This window comes from Corallococcus sp. CA054B (assembly GCF_003611625.1).
In the GTDB taxonomy this organism is placed as follows: Bacteria; Myxococcota; Myxococcia; order Myxococcales; family Myxococcaceae; genus Corallococcus; species Corallococcus coralloides.
On record NZ_RAVY01000004.1, the window covers coordinates 1 to 19,007 of the forward strand.

A 19,007-nucleotide genomic window follows, 5' to 3' on the forward strand; every position below is an offset into this window, starting at 1 on the left:
CTCCAATCCCGGCACCCAGCCCCGAGCGGCCACCAGCCCCGGCATGCGCGCCGTGAGCGCCGCCCGCACGGCCCCGCTGGAGAAGCCGAAGCCGGAAGGCCCGCTGGGCAAGCGCGTCGCCGAGGAGACGTCCAACGTCCTCCTCAACGCCTTCTCCATCCTGAAGGAGCAGTTCGCGGACTTCCGCGCGAGCGACCGCTTCTTCAAGTACAAGGCCGGCATCATCGCGGGCTGGCTCGTGCTGTCCGTCGCCAGCCTCGGCATCGCGTGCCCGGGCAGCTCCATGGACACAGGTGACATGGACGCGCGCCTGGTGCTCAGCGACAAGCTGGACCGGCCCTCCGTCACCATCTGGAACGAGAGCAAGGACGTCTGGCGCGACGTCATCATCACCGTGAACAACGAGTACAAGGCGGTGGTGGCGGAGGTGCAGCCCGGAAATTTCGTCACCATCACGCCCAAGCAGCTCCTGGGGAAGAGCGGCGGCTCCGCGCCCGCGGACCTCCGCTTCCAGGCGCTGACGATGAAGAGCGCGGACGACAAGGCCGACCTCACGCCCTCCCTCCAGGAGGAGTGGCAGCGCCTCCTCGCGCCGAAGAAGTAGCCCGCCGCCGCGAGCGGGCCTCTCCAGACGCCGGAAACACGAAGGGCGCCCTCCTGAAGCAGGAAGGCGCCCTTTGTGCTTCTTCAGCCCGTCCGGGCCTCACTCACGTGAGACCCGGGCAGGGGGAACGGCTCAACCCTCGGACTTCGCCTCGGCGGGAGCCTCGGTCGTCTCAGCGGCGGCCGGGGCCTTCGCGGGACGGTCCACCAGCTCGATGAGGGCCATCTCCGCGGCGTCGCCCCGGCGGAAGCCCAGGCGCACGATGCGGGTGTAGCCACCCGGACGGGAGGCGTAACGCTCCTTGTACTCGCTGAACACCTTCTGGAGGACCGTGCGGTCCTTCACGGTGCGGGCAGCAAGGCGCACGTTGGACAGGCCACCGCGCTTGGCGAGCGTGATGATGCGCTCGGCCAGCGGACGGACTTCCTTCGCCTTGGGAACGGTGGTGCGGATGGCCCCGTGCTCCAGCAGGGACGTGACCATGTTGTTCAGCATCGCGAGACGGTGGCTCGTGGTGCGGTGCAGCTTCCTTTGTCCGACCTTGTGGCGCATGCGCGTGCTCCGGGGCCTCTTCTTGAGAGCCCCACCACTCCGGCCGTATCAGGTACCGGGTGGGAAGGACGGCCCCGACACCAGGGCCGCCGTTGAATCGGGCCCTGTGTACCAGGGCCCCCTGCCTTCGCGCCACCGTGAAGCCGTGTCGGTGGGAAGCCAAGGCAGGTGCTTCAGGAAATGACGACGCTCTAGGCCTTGGGGGCCGCGGGAGCCGGCGCGTTCTTCGGCGGCCAGTTCTCCAGCTTCATGCCCAGGGACAGGCCCATCTCCGCGAGGATCTCCTTGATCTCCTTCAAGGACTTGCGGCCGAAGTTCTTCGTCTTGAGCATCTCCGCCTCGGTGCGCTGGACCAGGTCACCGATGGACTTGATGTTCGCCTGCTGCAGGCAGTTGGCCGAACGCACCGACAGCTCCAGCTCGTCCACCGAGCGGAACAGGTTCTCGTTGAGCTTGGCCTCTTCCTTCGGCGCCTCGGCGACGACCGGCTCCTCGGTCTCGTCGAAGTTCACGAAGACCGTGAGCTGCTCCTTGATGATCTTCGCCGCGTACGCCACCGCGTCCTGCGGCACCACGGAGCCGTCCGTCCAGACCTCGAGCGACAGCTTGTCGTAGTCCGTGACCTGACCGACGCGCGCGTTGGTGACCTGGTAGTTCACCTTGCGGATGGGCGAGAAGAGCGAGTCGATGGGGATGGTCCCGATGGGCGCGCCCGGCACCTTGTTGGTGGACGCCGGCACGTAGCCCCGGCCCCGGCGGCACGTCAGCTCCATGCGCACCTTGCCACCCTCGGACACGGTGCAGATGTGGTGACCCGGGTTCAGGATCTCCACGTCCTGGTCCGCGATGAGGTCGCCCGCCTTCACTTCCTTGGGGCCTTCCACCTCGATGCGCAGCGTCTTCGTCTCGTTCGTGTGCATCCGGAGGAGGACCTCCTTCAGGTTCAACACGACGTCCGTGACGTCCTCGGCCACCTCGGGGATGGTCGTGAACTCGTGGTCCACGCCTTCAATCTTCACGGAGGTGATGGCCGCGCCCTGCAGCGACGACAGCAGCACCCGCCGCAGCGAGTTGCCCAGCGTCGTCCCGAAGCCGCGCTCCAGCGGCTCCGCCACGAACTTGCCGTACGTGGGGCTCAGCGAGTCCTGGTCCACTTCCATGCGGCGCGGCTTGATGAGGTCGCGCCAGTTCTTCGCAACAAACGTGTCGGCCATGGGGACTGCTCCTCTGGTCGTGCGCCATCACCCACTTCCCCGTCAGGGTGACGGGAGGACGGGCACGCGGGGGGACTGCGTAACAAGCTCGCCCGGAGCGCGCAGGACGCGCCATCCAGACGACGAAACGACAGGCGACAAAGCGACAAAGCGACAAAGCGACAAAGCGACAACGCCCCGGCCTTGTCGGCCAGGGCGTCCACCGCGGGAGGGGCCCACCCGAAGCGGGCCCGGCATCCCTGCTTACTTCGAGTACAGTTCGACGATGAGCTGCTCCTGGATGGGCATGGTCAGGTCCTCGCGGTTCGGGACCGTCTTGACCGTGCCCTTGAACGACTTCTTGTCCAGGTCGATCCACTGGGGAACGCCACGGCGGTCCACCGTCTCCAGCGCCTCGGAGATGCGGAGCACCTTGCGGCTCTTCTCCACCACTTCCACGGCGCTGCCCGGCTTCACGGAGAACGACGGGATGTTCACCCGGCGGCCGTTGACCTGGAAGTGACCGTGACGCACCAGCTGGCGCGCCTCGTTGCGCGTGTCCGCGAAGCCCATGCGGAACACCACGTTGTCCAGACGGAGCTCCAGCTGCTGCAGCAGGTTCTCACCCGTCTTGCCCTTGGCCGCGGACGCGCGGTGGTAGTACCCGCGGAACTGGTTCTCGAGCAGGCCGTACATGCGCTTGACCTTCTGCTTCTCGCGCAGCTGCACGCCGTAGCCGGAGAACTTCACGCGGCCCTGGCCGTGCTGACCGGGGGGATAGGGGCGGCGCTCGATGGCGCACTTGTCCGTGTAGCAACGGTCGCCCTTGAGGTACATCTTCAGGTTCTCGCGCCGGCAGATACGGCAGGCGCTCGCGGTATAACGAGCCACGGAAACTCTCCTTGCAGATGGTCTGGAGCCAGGCCCGCCGCGAGGCGGGTCCCCGGCCCGAAGCGGTGATTAGACGCGGCGGCGCTTGGGCTGACGGCAGCCGTTGTGCGGGATGGGCGTCACGTCGCGGATGAGGCTGATCTTCAGGCCGGCGGCGGCCAGCGCGCGCAGCGCCGACTCACGGCCCGCGCCCGGGCCCTTCACGAACACCGTCACGGTCTTCAGGCCGTGCTCCATCGCCTTCGCCGCGGCGTCGCCAGCGGCCACCTGCGCCGCGAACGGCGTGGACTTGCGGCTGCCCTTGAAGCCGCGCGCCCCGGCCGACGACCAGGAGATCACGTTCCCGGACACGTCCGTGATCGTGATGATGGTGTTGTTGAACGTGGACTGGATGTGGACCACGCCGTTGAGGATGTTCTTCTTGCCCTTGCGCTTGCTCTTCTTCGCCGCAGGGGTCTCGCCACCCTCGGCACCGGCCGGCGCGGCGGCGGTATTGATCTCGTCAGCCATGTGAATCGCTGCTCCTGGGAGTAGGTGATCAACGCCCGCGCCTCACACGAAGCGAAGCAGCGGGCGCCAGAGGGTTTAGCGGGCCGGAGCGGCCGGCTTCGCGCGAACGATGCCGCGCTTGGGACCCTTGCGGGTGCGCGCGTTGGTGTGGGTGCGCTGGCCGCGGACCGGAAGACCCTTGCGGTGACGCAGACCCCGGTAGCAACCCAGGTCCATCAGCCGCTTGATGTTCATGGTCACCTCACGCCGGAGGTCGCCCTCGACCTTGTAGTTGGCCTCGATGATCTCGCGGATCTTTCGAGCCTGGTCCTCGGTGAGGTCCTTGGTCCGGGTGGTGAGATCGATGCCCGCCGCCTCGATGATGTCGTGCGCGGTCTTGTTACCGATCCCGTAGATGTACTGAAGCGAGATCACCGCACGCTTGTTGGGCGGCAGATCGATGCCGGCGATACGAGCCATCTTCGGTCTTCCTTCGTTGTGGAGTTGGTCTGAGGCAAGAGTCCCTTAAGGACTCTTAGCCCTGGCGCTGCTTGTGCCGGGGGTTGGAGGCGCAAATGATGCGCACGATGCCCTTGCGGCGAACAACCTTGCACTTGTCGCAGATCTTCTTGACGGACGCCCGAACCTTCATGGAGCGAACTTCCTTCCTTCAGCAGCGGTGAAAAGCACAACAGCCGGTCCGCACAGGCGGCCGGCGCGAATTACTTGGCCCGGTACGTGATCCGTCCACGGGTCAGGTCATACGGCGACAACTCGACCTTCACCTTGTCGCCCGGAAGGATACGGATGAAGTGCATCCGCATCTTACCCGAGATGTGCGCGAGCACCTTGTGGCCGTTGTCCAGCACCACGCGGAACATCGCGTTCGGTAGGGGTTCCATGACGGTCCCCTCGACTTCGATGGAATCATCCTTCGGCAAGCGTCAACCTTCTTCCCGGACCACGAACCTTCTGGAAGCGCGGCGGGATAACACTTTGGTCCGTAAGTAGCAAGCGCCGCGCGATCTGAAATCTGGACCTCTATCAACACCCTCTGACATCACCCTATTTCACCCGGCGTCTGGGGGCCCTCATCGACGCCGGGTCAGCACTTCCGGCCCCCGCTCCGAGATCAGGATGGTGTGCTCGAAGTGGGCGGACAACTTGCCGTCCACGGTGACGGCCGTCCACTCGTCCTCCAGGACCTCCACGTCGGGAGTCCCCTGGTTCACCATCGGTTCCACCGCCAGGACCATGCCTGGCCGCAGCTTCATCCCGGAGCCCGCCTGCCCGTAGTTGGGCACCTGCGGCGGCTCGTGCAGCTTCCGGCCAATCCCGTGCCCCGTGAAGTCCCGGACCACGGAAAACCCCCGCGCCTCCACGTGGCTCTGCACCGCATGGCCAATGTCGCCAATCCGGTTGCCCGGTTGCATCACCTGGATGGCCTTCTCCAGGGACTGCCGGGTGGCGTCCACCAGGGCCTGGGCCTCTGGCGTCACCTTCCCCACCGGCACCGTGCGCGCCGAGTCCCCGAAGAAGCCCCGGTAAACCACCCCGAAGTCCAGCTTCATCAGGTCCCCGGCCACCAACCGGCGCTTCCGGTCGGGGATACCATGGACGACCTCCTGGTTCACGGAGGCGCAGAGAACGCCCGGAAACCCGTGGTAGCCCTTGAACGCCGACCGGGCGCCCTTCTTGGCGATGAGCTGTTCCGCCAGGACGTCCAGTTCCCAGATGGAGACACCCGGGGCCACTGCCTTCTCGAGTTCGTCCAGGATCTCACAAACGATCCGCCCCGCGTCCCGCATCAGGGCGATCTCATCCGGACTCTTGAGTTCCACCGGGTTCATGCCCCTTTTCCTACCGGCCCGCTGCTCTGTCAGGAACCCGTGACCGGTGGGGCGGCAGTCCGGACCAGCCCTGCCCTCGCCTCGCTGGCTGCCCCAGGCTCAGGCAGGACGACCAGCGGCCTTCTTGATCTCCTCGTAGATGCCCTCCGGAGACCCGACGCCGTCCACGCTCTTGAGCAGCCCCTTCTTCGCGTAGAAGTCCTTCAGGGGGGACGTCTCCGCGTCGTACTTCTGCAGGCGCCTCTCGATGACTTCCGGCGTGTCATCCGGACGCTGAACGAGTTCCGTGCTGCACTTGTCGCACAGGCCCGCCCGCTTCGGAGGGCTCTGGGTGACGTGGTAGACGGCCCCGTCATTGGGGCACACGCGCCGGCCGGAGCCACGCTCGACCAGCGTCGAGTGCGGGACCTCGAGCGACACGACCGCATTCAGCTGCTTGCCCAGCCGCTCCAGCATCCGGTCCAGCGCGTCCGCCTGTCCCGGGGTGCGGGGAAAGCCGTCGAGCACGAAGCCCTGGGCCACGTCCGACTCCTTCAGCCGCTCCTCCACGATGCCGATGACGACATCGTCCGGGACATACTGCCCCGCGGCCATCAGCGGCCCGGCCACCTTGCCCAGCGGCGTGCCATCCTTGACGGCCTTGCGCAGGATGTCGCCGGTGGAGATCTGCGGGATCTGGAAGTCCGCGTAGAGCTTCTTCGCCTGGGTTCCCTTCCCGGCGTTCGGCGGCCCCAAGAGGATGAGGTTCATGTCGCTCCTTTGTACCTACGTCCACCCTTGAACGACGAGGCGCCCCTCCCCACCATTGGGGAGAGGCGCCCGGAACACAACCGACCGCTGTCAGGCCGCCACGCGAACCCGGCCGCGGATGCGCGGACCGCGCGGACCCGCGAAGCCTTCGTAGTTGCGGCTGATGAGGTGGCCTTCGATCTGCTGCACCGTGTCCAGCGCCACGCCCACAACGATGAGGAGCGCCGTGCCGCCGAACGTGAACTGCACGCCGAGCACGCTGCTGATGACCGACGGAATCACGCAGATGATGGCCAGGTAGATGGCGCCACCGAACGTGAGGCGGTTGAGCGTGCGCTCGATGAACTCCGCCGTCTGGCGGCCCGGGCGGATGCCGGGGATGTAGCCACCCTGCTTCTTGATGTTGTCCGCCACGTCATCCGGCCGGAAGGTCAGCGCCGTGTAGAAGTAGGAGAAGAACACCACCAGCAGCACGAACAGGCCGTTGTAGACCCAGAGGTTGCCCTCGATGCTGCGCTGGAAGCCCTGCAGGAAGGGGAACCACGCGCCCAGGGTCGCCGGGAAGGACAGCACCGCGCCGGCGAAGATGGGGGGAATCACGCCCGAGGCATTCACCTTCATGGGGAAGTAGGTCGCCTGACCCGCGAACATACGCCGGCCCGCCATGCGCTTGGCGTACTGGATGGGCACGCGCCGCATGCCCCGCTCCACGTAGACCACCACGCCGATGATGAGGAGCATGAAGAAGATCAGGCCCAGCACCGCGGCCACGTTCACGATCTCCTGCGTCGTCAGGTCCAGCAGCGTCTTCGCGCCGGGCAGCACGCGAGCCACGATGCCCGCGAAGATGATGAGCGAGATGCCGTTGCCGATGCCGCGCTCCGTGATGCGCTCGCCCAGCCACATGATGAAGGCAGTGCCCGCCGTGAGGCTGACCACCGTCATGAAGGTGAACCAGAGGTTGTCGTTGGGAACCACCACCTGGTTGAAGCCACCCTGCCCCGCGTCGGAGCGGCCCAGCGAGGCCAGCCAGCGCGAGATGCCCACGCCCTGCACGATGGACAGCGCGATGGTGCCGTAGCGCGTGTACTGGTTGATCTTCTGGCGGCCCGCGGCGCCTTCCTTCTGCAGGCGCTCCAGGCTGGGCACCACCACCGCCAGGAGCTGGATGATGATGGAGGCGCTCACGTACGGCATGATGCCCAGACCGAAGATGGACATCTGCTCCAGCGCGCCGCCGGAGAAGAGGTTGAACAGCGACACGAGGCCGCCCGATTGTTTCTGGGCGTCCATGAACGCGTTCATCGCGGAGCGGTCCACGCCCGGCGTGTTGATGAAGATGCCGATGCGGTAGACGGACAGCAGCACGAGCGTGTACGCAAGCCGGCTGCGCAGCTCCGCGATGCGGAAGACGTTGGCGAAGGCGTTCAAGGCCACGGTAATGCCATCCTCTTCAAGAGGTTCTGCCAGCAACAACAAACGCCCCTCTCCGGTTCCGGAAAGGGGCGCGGAAGCCTACACAAGGCTGGGGGCGCGCACCACATCACCGTGATGCGCGCCGGTCACGCCTACGCCCGGGGCTGGCGAGGAGCCTTGACGCCCTTGCCGGCGTGGGCCTTGGCGGCCGACTCCGGCTTGTGCGCCACCAGAGGGAGCTCCTCCACGGAGCCGCCCGCCTTCTCGATGTTCTCGCGAGCCGCCGCGGACACCTTGTTCACCTTCACGGTGAGCTTCTTGGCGAGCTCGCCGTGAGCCAGGACCTTCACGCCATCATAACGGCCCTTGACCAGGCCCGCCTGCTTCAGCGCGGCCTCGTCCACCGTGGCGCCAGCGTCGAACGTGTGCTCCAGGTCGCCCAGGTTCACCACCGCGTAGGTGGTGCGGTTGGGCGGGTTGAAGCCGAACTTCGGCAGGCGGCGCTGCAGCGGGCTCTGGCCGCCTTCGAAGCCTTCGAACCGCATGTTGCCGGAGCGGGCCTTCTGGCCCTTGCCGCCGCGGCCGGCCGTCTTGCCCAGGCCGCTACCCTGGCCACGGCCCACGCGCTTCTTGCGGTGCCAGGAGCCCTCAGGGCGCTTCAGATTGGTCAGGATGCTCATGTTGGATCCTCAGTTCTCAGGCCTTGGCCGTGGCGGCCAGGCGCTCCAGGGCGCGGTCCCGGGCGACAATCTTCCGGGGCTTGCGGCGCTTGGGCGCCGGGGCCTCCTGGCTGACCGTCTCCAGGGAGACCAGGTGCTTCACCTTGAACACCATGCCGCGCACCGCCGGGGTGTCCTTCAACAGCCGCTCGTCGCCGAACTTCTTCAGACCGAGGCCCTTGATGGTGGCCAGCATGTCCTCGGAAGACCCCGAGAAGCTCTTCGTCAGCTTAACCTTGAGCGCCATGACTAGCCCCTCGCCTCGCCCGCGAGCTTCTGGGTCTCGACGTCCTTGCCACGCAGCCGCGCGACCTGCTCCGCGCTACGCAGCAGCTTCAGGCCCGCAACCGTGGCCTTCAGCACGTTGTGAGGATTCCGCGAACCCTGGCTCTTGGTCAGGATGTTGCGGATGCCCGCCGCCTCCAGCACCGCGCGCACCGCACCACCGGCGATGACGCCCGTACCTTCAGAGGCAGGCTTCAGGAGCACCCAGCCGGCACCGAAGTGCCCCAGGATCTCGTGCGGGATGGTGTGGCCCATGCGAGGAACGCGGAACAGGTTCTTCTTCGCGTTCTCACCACCCTTGCGGATGGCCTCGGGGACTTCGTTGGCCTTGCCCAGGCCCACGCCCACGTGACCGTTGCCATCGCCCACCACGACAAGCGCGGCGAACGAGAACCGGCGGCCACCCTTCACCACCTTGGCCACGCGGTTGATGTTCACCACGCGGTCGGTCAGGTCCAGATCGTTCGGATTGATCGGAGTTGCCACTTGAGGAATTCCTTTCTGGTACCTAGAACTTCAGGCCGGCCTCGCGCGCGGCGTCAGCCACGGCGGCGATGCGCCCATGGTAAGGGAAGCCGTTGCGGTCAAACACCACCGCATCGACGTTGGCGGCCTTGCACTTCTCCGCGATGAGGGAGCCCACGCGCTTCGCGTCGGCCTTCTTGTCGCCCTCGTCCTTGCCCTTCAGCTCCTTGGACAGGGACGAAGCGAACGCCAGCGTGCGGCCGGTGGAGTCGTCCACCACCTGCGCGTAGATGTGCTTGAGGCTCTTGTAGACCGACAGCCGCGGGCGCTCCGTGGTTCCGGAGAGCTTCTTGCGGATGCGGTTCTTCCTCTTGAGGCGCTGATCGACAGTCTTGGACATGGCTGCTTCCTTTTCCGTCCGGCGGCGATGCGGCCTTCCGCCGCCGGATGATTCCGCCAGACCTCAAGGTCCGGCGGGGTTGAATGCTCGGCGAAGACGCGGCGACGACTAGGTCGTACCGGTCTTGCCCTCCTTGCGACGGATGCGCTCCTCGGCGTACTTGATGCCCTTGCCCTTGTAGGGCTCCGGCGGACGCAGCGAGCGGATGTTGACCGCCGTGGCACCCAGGACTTCCTTGTCCGCCGAGCGGAGCGTGAGCCCCACCGTGGGAAGGCTGTCCTCGGTGCGGGAGGTCTTGTCGACTTCCGCCGTCACGCCCTCCGGCAGGTTGAACACCACCGGGTGGGAGTAGCCGAGCGAGAAGTGGATGGCCTTGCCCTTCACTTCCGCGCGGAAACCGACGCCGCGGATGTCGAGACGCTTCTCGAAGCCCGTGGACACGCCCTTCGCCGCGTTGGCGAGGATGGTCCGCGTCAGGCCGTGCAGGCTGCGGGCCTCGCGCGAGTCATCCTCACGCTGCACCGTCACCTGGCCGTCCTTCACCTCCACCTTCACCTTGGCGGGGAGCTTGACGGACAGCTTGCCCTTGGGGCCTTCGAAGTTGACCTGCTGGTTGGCGACGTTGACCTTCGTCTTGTCGCCAAGCTTGATCGCCAGTTTTCCAATCCGACTCATGATTGCCTCGTGCTGTCGTCGCCCGGGGCGCGCTCCTCGCGGGGCGCCTCACCCAGGCTCCTGGCTAGTAGACCGTGCAGAGCAGCTCGCCGCCGACCTTCTGCTTCCGGGCCTCGGTGTCCACCAAGATGCCGCGCGAGGTGGAGAGGATGGAGATGCCCATGCCACCGAGCACCGGCTGGATGTCGCGCACCGCGACGTAGCGACGCAGACCAGGCTTCGACACACGGCGAATGCCGGTGATGGCCGGGCTGCGGTCCGGGCCGTACTTCAGCTGAACGGTGATCTCGTTCTGCGGCGCGACCTCGTGGATGGTGAAATCCCCGATGTAGCCCTCGTCCTTGAGGACCTTGACGATCTCCACCTTGAGCTTCGAGTGGGGGATGACGACCTTGTCGTGCCGCGCACGCGAGGCGTTGCGCAGGCGGGTCAGCATGTCGCCGACGGGATCATTGACCGGCATGAAGCACCTTCAAGCAAAGCAGCGGCCCCCAGGGGACTCACCGCATTCGCGGCCACCGCGCCTGCCGGGCCCATCCCGGGGGTTCGCGACGACCGCCACTTCCCTTCTACTTCAACCGGGCACCGCCCTGCCCTTTTCAGGGCAGGGACGAGGGTCCGGGTCCAACGTCTACCAGGACGACTTGGTGACGCCGGTGATCTCACCGCGCAGGGCGCGGTGACGCAGGCAGATACGGCACATCTTGAACTTGCGCAGGAAGGCGCGAGGACGACCGCAGAGACCGCAGCGGTTGTACTGACGCACGGGGAACTTCAGCTTGCGCTTCGCCTGGGCAATCTTGGAGAGCTTGGCCATGATCGATGGGAGTCCTGGGCTCGGTTACTGACGGAACGGCATGCCGAAGTGACGCATCAGCGCGAGGCCCTGCTCGTCGTTCCGGGCGGTGGTGACGAAGCTGATGTTGAGCCCCTTCACCTTTTCGATCTGATCGTAGTTGATTTCCGGGAAGATGATCTGCTCGCGCACGCCGAGCGTGTAGTTGCCCTTCCCGTCAAAAGCCTTGGGGGACACACCCTTGAAGTCACGCACGCGCGGCAGCGCGACGGTGATGAGGCGGTCCATGAACTCGAACATGCGGTCGCCGCGCAGCGTGACGGCGGCACCGATGGCCTGGCCCTGGCGCAGCTTGAAGTTCGCGATGGACTTGCGCGCGCGCGTCACGACCGGCTTCTGACCGGTGATGGCAGCCAGTTGGTCCACCGCCGACTCCAGGATCTTGTTGTTGGCGAGCGCCTCGCCCAGACCCATGTTGACGACGATCTTCTCCAGCCGCGGCACTTCCATGGGGTTCCCGAGCCCCAGCTCCTTCATCAGCGCAGGAACACCTTCCGCGCGGAAGCGGTCCTTGAGGCGCGCCGAGCGGGCCTTCAGGCCCTCCTCGATGTTCGCGGCGAAGCCGACCTTCTTGGCTTCTTCCTTGCCGCGCTTCTTGCTCTTCTTTTCCTTCGAGTCGGCCTTCTTCTCGTCAGCCATCTTTCATTCCCCTGCTTCGGAACGCCGTCATGGACCCAGCGCGCCCGATCAGTCCTGCGTCTAGAACGTGGAAACACCCAGAGGGCTCAACCATTTCAGCCCTCTGGACGTGCACGCCCGCTTGCTCCACCACGAGGTGGGGCAAGGGGCGCGCATACATGCCCGAACACCGCCCCCTAGTCAATCAGGGCGTCACACTGCTTGCAGAACCGCTTGGAGGACTCACCCTCCTTGCGGATGCCGACGCGGGTCGGCTTGTCGCACTTGGCGCAGACCACCTGGACGTTCGAGAGCGCGATGGTGCCCGGCTTCTCGATGATGCCGCCCTCGGGGGACTGCGGCGTCTTGCGCAGGTGGCGCTTGACCAGGCGCAGGCCCTCGACCGTCACGCGGCCCGCCTCCCGGTCAACCTTCAGCACCTTGCCGCGCTTGGTCGCCGGCGTCTTCTCCGAGCGCTCAGACCCGGAGATGACCTGGATGGTGTCACCGACTTTCAGCTTCTGCATGGCTTCCTCACTCTGGCTGTTCGCCGTCAGGCCTGCGTCCTCTTAGAGGACCTCGGGCGCCAGCGAGATGATCTTCATGAACTTGCGGGCACGCAGCTCACGGGCCACCGGCCCAAAGATGCGCGTCCCGATGGGCTCCAGGTCCTTGTTGATGAGGACCGCCGAGTTGCCGTCGAACTTGATGTAGCTGCCATCCGCACGACCCACCTCGCGACGGGTGCGGACGATGACGGCCTTGGCCACGTCACCCTTCTTCACCTTGGAGTTGGGCAGGGCCTCGCGGATCGACACGACGATGACGTCGCCGATGGAGGCGTACTTGCGCTTGGAGCCGCCGAGAACCTTGATGCAAAACACCTTCTTGGCGCCCGAGTTGTCGGCCACATCGAGCACACTCTGCATCTGAATCATGTGAAGTCTCCTCTTGCTCGAACCCGTCCACGCGCTTCATGGCGCACGGACGCGGTGTGGCCTACCTAGACGTTCTTGCTCTTCTCCAACACCTCGACCACGCGCCAACGCTTGTCCTTCGAAGCGGGCTTGGTCTCGGCGATGCGCACCCGGTCACCCTCGTTGATGGTGACCTTCTTCGGGTAGTCGTGATCCTCGACGTGCGCCTTGTACTTCTCGCGCAGGCTCATGATCTTCCCGTACTTCGGGTGGGGAGCACGACGCTGGACGGTGACGACCACCGTCTTCTGCATCTTGTTGGAGGTGACGATGCCCACGCGGGTCTTGGGACGACCCCGGGTGGAGGTCTCGGCAGCGGGCGTTTCGGTCGCTTCAGCCATGTTGGTTCTCACTGTCTGTCATGCACCCGGGCCCTCTGCCCGGATGGCCACGGACACCCGGGTGAGCCCGGATGCCCGCGGATGCACTGCTACTACTACCCCGCCTTCGCGGCCCGGGCCTTCTCGCCCAGGACGGTGAGGATGCGGGCCAGATCACGGCGGTGCTGCACGCCCTCAGCAGGGCTGTCCAGCGAGCCGGTCCGACGCTTGAGTCGATCCTGGACCAGCGTGTCGCGCAGTTCCTTCGCGCGGTTCTGCAGGTCGTCCGTCGACAGTTCCTTCAGTTCCTTCGCAGTCGCCATCTTGGTCTCCTCGGCGCGGGATGCGGGCGCCCTCCCCTGTCACCAGGTGGAGCGCCCGTCCCGGCGGTGCGTGACTACAGCGAGAGCTCGCTGCGGCGCACGATCTTGGTGAGCACCGGCAGCTTCGCCTGCGCCAGCTTCAGCGCACCGGTGGCGATCTCCTGCGTCATGCCCTCCATCTCGTAGAGCACGCGTCCCGGCTTGACGACCGCGACGTAGTACTCCACGCCACCCTTACCGGTACCCATACGGGTTTCGGCGGGCTTCTTCGTGATGGGCTTGTCCGGGAAGATCCGGATCCAGATCTTGCCGCCGCGCTTCACGTGGCGGGTCATCGCGATACGGGCCGCCTCAATCTGGCGCGAGGTGATCCAGCCCGGCTGGAGGCTCACCAGGCCGAACTCACCATAGGTGAGGTCGCTGCCGCGGTGGGCCGAGCCGAACATGCGGCCCTTCTGCATCTTGCGGTACTTGGTTCGAGCAGGCTGAAGCATGGTCGATGTCCTTCGTGCCTCGCGTGCAGGGCGGGCTTCTTAGGGCCCGCCCCACAGGGGCGTCTTACCGGTTGGTGGCCTGGGGGGAGTGGCCGCCCTTGCCGGGGAGGACCTCGCCCTTGCAGATCCAGACCTTGCAGCCAATCTTGCCGTAGGTCGTCTTGGCCTCGGCGAAACCGAAGTCGATGTCCGCGCGGAGGGTGTGCAGGGGCACGCGGCCCTCGCGGTACCACTCGTAGCGGGCCATCTCGGCGCCACCCAGGCGGCCAGAGCAGGCCACGCGGATGCCCTTGGCCCCGAACTTCATCGCGGTCTGCAGCGCCTTCTTCATGGCGCGGCGGAAGGCGATGCGGCGCTCGAGCTGCGTGGCGATGTTCTCCGCCACGAGCTGCGCGTCGGTCTCGGCCTTGCGGACCTCGACGATGTTCAGGAAGACCTCGTTCTTGGTGAACTGCTGGAGGTCCTTCTTGACGGTCTCGATGCCAGCGCCGCGCTTGCCGATGACGATGCCCGGACGCGCGGTGTGGACGTTGACCTTCACCTTGTTGGCGGCGCGCTCAATCTCCACCTTGGACACGCCCGCGTGGTTCAGCGACTTCTTGACGAACTCGCGGATGCGGATGTCTTCGTGGAGCCACTGAGCGTAGTTCTTGTGCTCGAACCACTTGGAGTCCCAGGTCTTGATGACGCCGAGCCGGAACCCAATCGGATGTACTTTCTGTCCCAAACTGAATCTCCTTGGTGCGTCCGGGCAGGGCCCGACGGGTCCTACTTCTTGGCCTCGGCCAGCACGACGTGGACGTGGGCAGACTTCTTCTGGATGGGCGTCGCGCGCCCCATGGCGCGCGGCATGAACCGGCGCTGGGTGGCGGCCTGGTCCACGGAGATGGTCTTGACGTAGAGGGTATCCACGTCGACCTGGCCCTTGGACAGGTCCGTCGCGTTGGCAACGGCGCTCTTGATGAGCTTCTCCACCGGCCGCGCAGCAGCGCGCGGGGTGAACTTCAGGATGTTCAGGGCGGCCTCGACGGGCTTGCCCCGGATGAGCGCCGCGACGAGGGACAGCTTGCGCGGGCTCATGCGCAGGTGACGCAGATGTGCAGTCGACTCCATGGTCATCTCCTCAGGCTCTCAGGCGTAGGTACGGGCTACTTGCCCGGGGCCTTGGCGACCTTCTTCTCCGCCGAGTGCCCGCCGAAGGTGCGCGTAGGAGCGAACTCGCCGAGCTTGTGGCCCACCATGTTCTCCGTCACGAACACCGGAATGAACTTCTTGCCGTTGTGCACGGCGAAGGTGTGACCCACGAACTCAGGGAGAATCGTGGAGCGCCGGGACCAGGTCTTGACGACCGCCTTCTTGTTCGCCGCGATCATCCCCTCGATCTTCTTGAGGAGGTGATCGTCTACGAACGGACCCTTCTTGATCGAACGAGCCATGTTTCAAATCCTCTTACTGGCTGCGCGCGCCCTGGCGGCGGCCGCTCACGATGAACTTGTCGGTGCGCTTGTTGGTGCGCGTGGTGAGGCCCTTGGTCTTCTTGCCCCACGGAGACACCGGGTGCGGGTTACCCTGGCCGGACTTACCCTCACCACCACCGTGCGGGTGGTCGACAGGGTTCATGGCCAGACCGCGGACGGTGGGCCGGATGCCCAGCCAACGGCTCTTACCCGCCTTACCGATACGGATGATTTCGTGCTCGATGTTGCCCACCTGGCCGACGGTGGCGCGGCACTCGATGAGCACCTTGCGCACGGCGCCGGAAGGCATGCGGACCTGGGCGTAACGGTCTTCCTTGGCCATCAGCTGACCCGAGGTCCCGGCGGAGCGGATGACCTGGGCGCCACGGCCCGGCTTCAGCTCCACGTTGTGGATGACCGTACCCACCGGGATGTTCTGCAGCGGCAGGCTGTTGCCCGGCCGGATGTCGGCGGTGGCGCCAGCGAACACGGTGTCGCCCACGCTCAGGCCCACGGGGGCCAGGATGTAGCGCTTCTCGCCGTCCGCGTAGTGCAGAAGGGCGATGTTGGCCGTGCGGTTCGGGTCGTACTCGACCGCGACCACCTTGGCCGGCACGCCGTCCTTGTCACGACGCTTGAAGTCGATGGTGCGGTAGCGACGCTTGTGACCGCCACCCTGGTGACGACGGGTGATGTGGCCGTGAACGTTGCGGCCACCCGAGCGCTTGAGCGGCTCGGTCAGGGCCTTCTCCGGCGAGTCCTTGGTGATGTCCGCGAAGTCGGACACCGTCATCAGACGGCGGGCGGCGCTTGTCGGCTTGTACTTCTTGATGCCCATGGTGTGTTCCTCTCAGGCGGATCTGTCGCCAGTGGCGTCAGACCGCTCCCCCTTCGAAGAGTTCGATCTTGTCACCTTCCTTGAGGGTGACGACCGCCTTCTTGAAGTTGGGGCGCTGGCCGATGCTCTTGCCCACCCGCTTCGTCTTGCCACGCACGATGTTGGTGCGAACACCCTCCACCGTGACCTTGAACAGGGACTGCACCGCGCGGGACACGTCGTGCTTCGTGGCCTTGCGGTCCACGATGAACGAGTACTGGCGGAACTTCTCACGGGCCTTGTCCAGCTTCTCCGTGATGAGCGGGCCCTTGATGACGTCGTTCAGGTTCATGACAGGGACCCCTCGAGCGCCTTCGCGGCGGCGGAAGTCAGGACGACGTGCGAGTGCTTGAGCACGGACTCGAGGTTGAGACCCTCGGGCGGCAGCACGTCGAACTTCGCCAGGTTGCGCACGCTGCGGTGCAGGTTGGTGTTGCCACGCTCGTCGATGACCAGCGCGTTCTGGAGCTTCAGACGGCGCGTGAGCACCTCCAAGGCCTGCTTGGACTTCGGGGCGTCCAGCTTGAAGCCGTCCACGATGATGAGCTGCTTCTCCCGGGCGCGCAGGGACAGCACGGCGCGCAGGGCACCGCGGCGGACCTTGCGGGGCGGCCGGTAGAAGTAGTCACGGGCCTTGGGGGCCATCGCCTTGCCGCCGCCCACCCAGTGGGAGGCGCGGATCGAGCCCTGGCGGGCGCGTCCGGTGCCCTTCTGCTTCCAGGGCTTCTTGCCGCCGCCGCTGACGAGCGAGGTGTTCTTCACCCCGACCGTGCCCCGGCGCCGGTTGATCTGCTGCATCTTCGCCACCTCGTAGAACAGGTGGGTGTTCGGCTCAGCGCCGAAGATCTCGTCGGAGAGCTCGATCTCCGACACCTTCTTCAAATCCAGGTCGACTACGTCAAACTTCGCCATGGCACTTTCCTCGGGGGTCAGAGTGAAACCACTCCGACGCCATCCCGCTTCCTAGGACTTGATCTCGACGTCAACGCCGGCAGACAGATCCAGCTTCATCAGCGCGTCCAGCGTCTGCTGGGTCGGCTCGAGGATATCGAGCAGGCGCTTGTGCGTGCGGATCTCAAACTGCTCGCGGCTCTTCTTGTCCACGTGCGGCGAACGCAACACGGTGAACTTGTTGATGCGCGTCGGCAGGGGGATCGGACCGGCCACCTTGGCGCCCGTGCGCTTGGCCGTCTCGACGATCTCCCCAGCACTCTGGTCCAGGAGCTTCGAGTCGTACGCCTTCAGCCGGATGCGGATCTTCTGTGTCGCCATTCGCAAGAACCTCTTTGAACGACCTCTGGGAACCGTGAGGCGGTACGCCCGTCAACGCCTGGATTTCAGAGAACCGTTTCTTCGGAACGAAGGGGCGCGGTGTGTACCACCACACCCCATGGGTTGCAACTGGATTTCCACCGGCTCCCCGGAACAGCCCTCAAGGGCCCTCCCGGAGAGCTGGCAGCCTGAGAACTACGCGATGATTTCCGCCACGACGCCCGCGCCCACCGTGCGGCCGCCTTCACGAACAGCGAACCGGAGCTCCTTCTCCATCGCGACCGGGGTGATGAGCTCCACCTCGATGGCGATGTTGTCGCCCGGCATGACCATCTCGACGTTGTCCGGCAGCTTCACCGTGCCCGTCACGTCCGTGGTGCGGAAGTAGAACTGCGGACGGTACCCCTTGAAGAACGGGGTGTGGCGGCCGCCCTCTTCCTTCGACAGCACGTAAATCTGCGCCTTGAACTTCGTGTGCGGCGTGATGCTGCCCGGCTTCGCCAGCACCTGGCCGCGCTCCATGTCCTCGCGCTTGAGGCCACGGACCAGCGCGCCGATGTTATCGCCCGCCCGGCCCTCGTCCAGCAGCTTGCGGAACATCTCCACGCCCGTCACCACCGTCTTCTGCGTCGCGCGCAGGCCGACGACTTCGACTTCCTCGCCCACCTTGATGATGCCGCGCTCCACGCGACCCGTCGCCACCGTGCCACGGCCGGCGATGGAGAAGACGTCTTCCACCGGCATCAGGAAGGGCTTGTCCGTCGCGCGCTGCGGCGTCGGGATGTAGGCGTCCACCGCCTCCATCAGCTTCAGGACGGCCGGCTCGCCGATGTCGCTGGTGTCACCCTCCAGCGCCTTCACCGCGGAGCCAGGGATGATGGGGATGGTGTCGCCCGGGAACTCGTACTTCTTGAGCAGATCGCGGACTTCCATCTCCACGAGCTCACGCAGCTCGGGGTCGTCCAGCAGGTCCACCTTGTTCAGGAAGACCACGATGTAGGGCACGCCCACCTGGCGCGCCAGCAGGATGTGCTCGCGCGTCTGCGGCATCGGGCCGTCCGCCGCCGACACCACCAGGATGGCGCCGTCCATCTGCGCCGCGCCCGTGATCATGTTCTTCACGTAGTCGGCGTGCCCCGGACAGTCGACGTGCGCGTAGTGACGGTTCTTCGTCTTGTACTCCACGTGCGCCGTGGAGATGGTGATGCCGCGCTCGCGCTCTTCCGGCGCCTTGTCAATCTGGTCGTACGCCAGGAACGTGGCGCCGCCCGTCTTCGCCAGCACCTTGGTGATGGCCGCCGTCAGCGACGTCTTGCCGTGGTCCACGTGCCCAATCGTTCCGATGTTCACGTGGGGCAGGCTGCGATCGAACTTTTCCTTGGACATGAACCGCTCCTCACGACGCCGCCGGTGCAACCCCGGCGGTATAGGACTTCGGGAGAACTTCCGAGGGGTGCTGCGTGTGCTTCAAAGCTGCTGGAACGTCAACAGAATTCGCCCGGCGGCTCCCCTGGCGGGCGGGAG

32 protein-coding genes are annotated in these 19,007 nt (G+C 65.8%); 1 reads left to right on the forward strand and 31 read right to left on the reverse strand.

Features of this window, described 5'->3' with window-relative positions; translation table 11 throughout:
- Positions 1–604, forward strand: a 604-nt coding sequence (locus tag D7V80_RS01505) for a hypothetical protein (protein ID WP_233585064.1), incomplete at its 5' end; no start/stop codon positions are given.
- A 132-nt stretch (positions 605–736) separates the two neighbouring features.
- On the opposite strand, the gene rplQ is transcribed toward D7V80_RS01505, so the two are convergent.
- The 31 genes from rplQ to tuf all read right to left on the reverse strand — a co-directional run bounded on the left by rplQ (position 737) and on the right by tuf (position 18,869).
- The gene (gene rplQ / locus D7V80_RS01510) at positions 737–1,156 is read right to left on the reverse strand and encodes a 50S ribosomal protein L17 (protein ID WP_014395887.1); all 420 of its coding nucleotides are present in this window, start codon (positions 1,154–1,156) and stop codon (positions 737–739) included.
- A 191-nt stretch (positions 1,157–1,347) separates the two neighbouring features.
- Complete coding sequence (locus D7V80_RS01515) at positions 1,348–2,370, reverse strand: DNA-directed RNA polymerase subunit alpha (protein ID WP_014395886.1); 1,023 nt, start codon at positions 2,368–2,370, stop codon at positions 1,348–1,350.
- 243 nt (positions 2,371–2,613) lie between these two features.
- Positions 2,614–3,240, reverse strand: coding sequence for a 30S ribosomal protein S4 (gene rpsD, locus D7V80_RS01520; protein ID WP_120574782.1), 627 nt, complete (start codon positions 3,238–3,240; stop codon positions 2,614–2,616).
- A 69-nt stretch (positions 3,241–3,309) separates the two neighbouring features.
- Positions 3,310–3,750 (reverse strand): 30S ribosomal protein S11, encoded by a 441-nt coding sequence (rpsK, locus tag D7V80_RS01525; RefSeq protein WP_014395884.1) that lies wholly within the window; start codon positions 3,748–3,750, stop codon positions 3,310–3,312.
- Positions 3,751–3,825: 75 nt separating this feature from the next.
- Complete coding sequence (gene rpsM / locus D7V80_RS01530; protein WP_014395883.1) at positions 3,826–4,209, reverse strand: 30S ribosomal protein S13; 384 nt, start codon at positions 4,207–4,209, stop codon at positions 3,826–3,828.
- Between the two features lie 55 nt (positions 4,210–4,264).
- On the reverse strand, positions 4,265–4,381 hold the full coding sequence (gene rpmJ, locus D7V80_RS01535) for a 50S ribosomal protein L36 (protein WP_043321360.1): 117 nt from the start codon (positions 4,379–4,381) through the stop codon (positions 4,265–4,267).
- A 70-nt stretch (positions 4,382–4,451) separates the two neighbouring features.
- Positions 4,452–4,670, reverse strand: a complete 219-nt coding sequence (gene infA, locus D7V80_RS01540) for a translation initiation factor IF-1 (RefSeq protein ID WP_002614803.1) — start codon at positions 4,668–4,670, stop codon at positions 4,452–4,454.
- Between the two features lie 150 nt (positions 4,671–4,820).
- On the reverse strand, positions 4,821–5,579 hold the full coding sequence (gene map, locus D7V80_RS01545; protein ID WP_120586472.1) for a type I methionyl aminopeptidase: 759 nt from the start codon (positions 5,577–5,579) through the stop codon (positions 4,821–4,823).
- Between the two features lie 99 nt (positions 5,580–5,678).
- Positions 5,679–6,329, reverse strand: a complete 651-nt coding sequence (locus D7V80_RS01550) for an adenylate kinase (protein WP_120586473.1) — start codon at positions 6,327–6,329, stop codon at positions 5,679–5,681.
- A gap of 90 nt (positions 6,330–6,419) precedes the next feature.
- Positions 6,420–7,766, reverse strand: coding sequence for a preprotein translocase subunit SecY (gene secY, locus D7V80_RS01555; RefSeq protein WP_120586474.1), 1,347 nt, complete (start codon positions 7,764–7,766; stop codon positions 6,420–6,422).
- A 131-nt stretch (positions 7,767–7,897) separates the two neighbouring features.
- Positions 7,898–8,425 (reverse strand): 50S ribosomal protein L15, encoded by a 528-nt coding sequence (gene rplO, locus D7V80_RS01560; RefSeq protein WP_014395879.1) that lies wholly within the window; start codon positions 8,423–8,425, stop codon positions 7,898–7,900.
- Between the two features lie 16 nt (positions 8,426–8,441).
- Positions 8,442–8,711: a 50S ribosomal protein L30 gene (gene rpmD, locus D7V80_RS01565; RefSeq protein WP_120586475.1), complete on the reverse strand. Its 270-nt coding sequence runs from the start codon at positions 8,709–8,711 to the stop codon at positions 8,442–8,444.
- A gap of 2 nt (positions 8,712–8,713) precedes the next feature.
- Positions 8,714–9,235 (reverse strand): 30S ribosomal protein S5, encoded by a 522-nt coding sequence (gene rpsE, locus D7V80_RS01570; protein WP_014395877.1) that lies wholly within the window; start codon positions 9,233–9,235, stop codon positions 8,714–8,716.
- 22 nt (positions 9,236–9,257) lie between these two features.
- A complete protein-coding gene (gene rplR, locus D7V80_RS01575; protein ID WP_014395876.1) occupies positions 9,258–9,614 on the reverse strand; it encodes a 50S ribosomal protein L18 in 357 nt (118 codons plus the stop codon).
- Positions 9,615–9,722: 108 nt separating this feature from the next.
- Entirely contained in the window at positions 9,723–10,289 is a 567-nt protein-coding gene (rplF, locus tag D7V80_RS01580; protein ID WP_014395875.1) for a 50S ribosomal protein L6, read from the reverse strand.
- A gap of 64 nt (positions 10,290–10,353) precedes the next feature.
- The gene (rpsH, locus tag D7V80_RS01585) at positions 10,354–10,752 is read right to left on the reverse strand and encodes a 30S ribosomal protein S8 (protein ID WP_014395874.1); all 399 of its coding nucleotides are present in this window, start codon (positions 10,750–10,752) and stop codon (positions 10,354–10,356) included.
- Between the two features lie 168 nt (positions 10,753–10,920).
- Positions 10,921–11,106, reverse strand: a complete 186-nt coding sequence (locus D7V80_RS01590) for a type Z 30S ribosomal protein S14 (RefSeq protein WP_014395873.1) — start codon at positions 11,104–11,106, stop codon at positions 10,921–10,923.
- Positions 11,107–11,130: 24 nt separating this feature from the next.
- The gene (gene rplE / locus D7V80_RS01595) at positions 11,131–11,784 is read right to left on the reverse strand and encodes a 50S ribosomal protein L5 (RefSeq protein WP_014395872.1); all 654 of its coding nucleotides are present in this window, start codon (positions 11,782–11,784) and stop codon (positions 11,131–11,133) included.
- A 176-nt stretch (positions 11,785–11,960) separates the two neighbouring features.
- Positions 11,961–12,290, reverse strand: coding sequence for a 50S ribosomal protein L24 (gene rplX / locus D7V80_RS01600; RefSeq protein WP_014395871.1), 330 nt, complete (start codon positions 12,288–12,290; stop codon positions 11,961–11,963).
- A 42-nt stretch (positions 12,291–12,332) separates the two neighbouring features.
- Positions 12,333–12,701 (reverse strand): 50S ribosomal protein L14, encoded by a 369-nt coding sequence (rplN, locus tag D7V80_RS01605; protein ID WP_014395870.1) that lies wholly within the window; start codon positions 12,699–12,701, stop codon positions 12,333–12,335.
- 65 nt (positions 12,702–12,766) lie between these two features.
- Positions 12,767–13,093, reverse strand: coding sequence for a 30S ribosomal protein S17 (rpsQ, locus tag D7V80_RS01610; RefSeq protein ID WP_169821648.1), 327 nt, complete (start codon positions 13,091–13,093; stop codon positions 12,767–12,769).
- An 83-nt stretch (positions 13,094–13,176) separates the two neighbouring features.
- Positions 13,177–13,383, reverse strand: a complete 207-nt coding sequence (gene rpmC / locus D7V80_RS01615; RefSeq protein ID WP_014395868.1) for a 50S ribosomal protein L29 — start codon at positions 13,381–13,383, stop codon at positions 13,177–13,179.
- Between the two features lie 74 nt (positions 13,384–13,457).
- On the reverse strand, positions 13,458–13,877 hold the full coding sequence (gene rplP, locus D7V80_RS01620) for a 50S ribosomal protein L16 (RefSeq protein WP_014395867.1): 420 nt from the start codon (positions 13,875–13,877) through the stop codon (positions 13,458–13,460).
- Between the two features lie 64 nt (positions 13,878–13,941).
- Positions 13,942–14,604 (reverse strand): 30S ribosomal protein S3, encoded by a 663-nt coding sequence (gene rpsC, locus D7V80_RS01625; RefSeq protein WP_120586476.1) that lies wholly within the window; start codon positions 14,602–14,604, stop codon positions 13,942–13,944.
- 41 nt (positions 14,605–14,645) lie between these two features.
- Entirely contained in the window at positions 14,646–14,990 is a 345-nt protein-coding gene (rplV, locus tag D7V80_RS01630) for a 50S ribosomal protein L22 (protein ID WP_014395865.1), read from the reverse strand.
- Between the two features lie 35 nt (positions 14,991–15,025).
- A complete protein-coding gene (gene rpsS, locus D7V80_RS01635; RefSeq protein WP_014395864.1) occupies positions 15,026–15,313 on the reverse strand; it encodes a 30S ribosomal protein S19 in 288 nt (95 codons plus the stop codon).
- A 13-nt stretch (positions 15,314–15,326) separates the two neighbouring features.
- Positions 15,327–16,172, reverse strand: a complete 846-nt coding sequence (gene rplB, locus D7V80_RS01640) for a 50S ribosomal protein L2 (protein ID WP_120586477.1) — start codon at positions 16,170–16,172, stop codon at positions 15,327–15,329.
- Between the two features lie 37 nt (positions 16,173–16,209).
- Positions 16,210–16,503 (reverse strand): 50S ribosomal protein L23, encoded by a 294-nt coding sequence (locus D7V80_RS01645; RefSeq protein ID WP_120523548.1) that lies wholly within the window; start codon positions 16,501–16,503, stop codon positions 16,210–16,212.
- Positions 16,500–17,123: a 50S ribosomal protein L4 gene (gene rplD / locus D7V80_RS01650; protein WP_120586478.1), complete on the reverse strand. Its 624-nt coding sequence runs from the start codon at positions 17,121–17,123 to the stop codon at positions 16,500–16,502. The genes D7V80_RS01645 and rplD overlap by 4 nt, the downstream gene beginning before the upstream one ends.
- Before the next feature lie 51 nt (positions 17,124–17,174).
- Complete coding sequence (gene rpsJ / locus D7V80_RS01655) at positions 17,175–17,483, reverse strand: 30S ribosomal protein S10 (protein WP_002633608.1); 309 nt, start codon at positions 17,481–17,483, stop codon at positions 17,175–17,177.
- Between the two features lie 195 nt (positions 17,484–17,678).
- Positions 17,679–18,869, reverse strand: a complete 1,191-nt coding sequence (tuf, locus tag D7V80_RS01660) for an elongation factor Tu (protein ID WP_120586479.1) — start codon at positions 18,867–18,869, stop codon at positions 17,679–17,681.
- Between the last annotated feature and the right edge of the window lie 138 nt (positions 18,870–19,007).

What these genes read in the sequence shown, in the direction of transcription:
- rplR (WP_014395876.1), bottom strand. Translation starts at nt 9,614, where the DNA reads ATGTCCAAGACTGTCGATCAGCGCCTCAAGAGGAAGAACCGCATCCGC.
- D7V80_RS01515 (WP_014395886.1), bottom strand. Translation starts at nt 2,370, where the DNA reads ATGGCCGACACGTTTGTTGCGAAGAACTGGCGCGACCTCATCAAGCCG.
- rplF (WP_014395875.1), bottom strand. Translation starts at nt 10,289, where the DNA reads ATGAGTCGGATTGGAAAACTGGCGATCAAGCTTGGCGACAAGACGAAG.
- rpsJ (WP_002633608.1), bottom strand. Translation starts at nt 17,483, where the DNA reads ATGGCGACACAGAAGATCCGCATCCGGCTGAAGGCGTACGACTCGAAG.
- D7V80_RS01550 (WP_120586473.1), bottom strand. Translation starts at nt 6,329, where the DNA reads ATGAACCTCATCCTCTTGGGGCCGCCGAACGCCGGGAAGGGAACCCAG.
- rpsS (WP_014395864.1), bottom strand. Translation starts at nt 15,313, where the DNA reads ATGGCTCGTTCGATCAAGAAGGGTCCGTTCGTAGACGATCACCTCCTC.
- map (WP_120586472.1), bottom strand. Translation starts at nt 5,579, where the DNA reads ATGAACCCGGTGGAACTCAAGAGTCCGGATGAGATCGCCCTGATGCGG.
- tuf (WP_120586479.1), bottom strand. Translation starts at nt 18,869, where the DNA reads ATGTCCAAGGAAAAGTTCGATCGCAGCCTGCCCCACGTGAACATCGGA.
- rplE (WP_014395872.1), bottom strand. Translation starts at nt 11,784, where the DNA reads ATGGCTGACGAGAAGAAGGCCGACTCGAAGGAAAAGAAGAGCAAGAAG.
- rplO (WP_014395879.1), bottom strand. Translation starts at nt 8,425, where the DNA reads ATGAGCATCCTGACCAATCTGAAGCGCCCTGAGGGCTCCTGGCACCGC.
- rplQ (WP_014395887.1), bottom strand. Translation starts at nt 1,156, where the DNA reads ATGCGCCACAAGGTCGGACAAAGGAAGCTGCACCGCACCACGAGCCAC.
- rplD (WP_120586478.1), bottom strand. Translation starts at nt 17,123, where the DNA reads ATGGCGAAGTTTGACGTAGTCGACCTGGATTTGAAGAAGGTGTCGGAG.
- rplB (WP_120586477.1), bottom strand. Translation starts at nt 16,172, where the DNA reads ATGGGCATCAAGAAGTACAAGCCGACAAGCGCCGCCCGCCGTCTGATG.
- rpsM (WP_014395883.1), bottom strand. Translation starts at nt 4,209, where the DNA reads ATGGCTCGTATCGCCGGCATCGATCTGCCGCCCAACAAGCGTGCGGTG.
- rpsH (WP_014395874.1), bottom strand. Translation starts at nt 10,752, where the DNA reads ATGCCGGTCAATGATCCCGTCGGCGACATGCTGACCCGCCTGCGCAAC.
- rpmJ (WP_043321360.1), bottom strand. Translation starts at nt 4,381, where the DNA reads ATGAAGGTTCGGGCGTCCGTCAAGAAGATCTGCGACAAGTGCAAGGTT.
- rplX (WP_014395871.1), bottom strand. Translation starts at nt 12,290, where the DNA reads ATGCAGAAGCTGAAAGTCGGTGACACCATCCAGGTCATCTCCGGGTCT.
- D7V80_RS01590 (WP_014395873.1), bottom strand. Translation starts at nt 11,106, where the DNA reads ATGGCCAAGCTCTCCAAGATTGCCCAGGCGAAGCGCAAGCTGAAGTTC.
- rplN (WP_014395870.1), bottom strand. Translation starts at nt 12,701, where the DNA reads ATGATTCAGATGCAGAGTGTGCTCGATGTGGCCGACAACTCGGGCGCC.
- rpmC (WP_014395868.1), bottom strand. Translation starts at nt 13,383, where the DNA reads ATGGCGACTGCGAAGGAACTGAAGGAACTGTCGACGGACGACCTGCAG.
- D7V80_RS01645 (WP_120523548.1), bottom strand. Translation starts at nt 16,503, where the DNA reads ATGAACCTGAACGACGTCATCAAGGGCCCGCTCATCACGGAGAAGCTG.
- rpsK (WP_014395884.1), bottom strand. Translation starts at nt 3,750, where the DNA reads ATGGCTGACGAGATCAATACCGCCGCCGCGCCGGCCGGTGCCGAGGGT.
- rplP (WP_014395867.1), bottom strand. Translation starts at nt 13,877, where the DNA reads ATGCTTCAGCCTGCTCGAACCAAGTACCGCAAGATGCAGAAGGGCCGC.
- rpmD (WP_120586475.1), bottom strand. Translation starts at nt 8,711, where the DNA reads ATGGCGCTCAAGGTTAAGCTGACGAAGAGCTTCTCGGGGTCTTCCGAG.
- rplV (WP_014395865.1), bottom strand. Translation starts at nt 14,990, where the DNA reads ATGGAGTCGACTGCACATCTGCGTCACCTGCGCATGAGCCCGCGCAAG.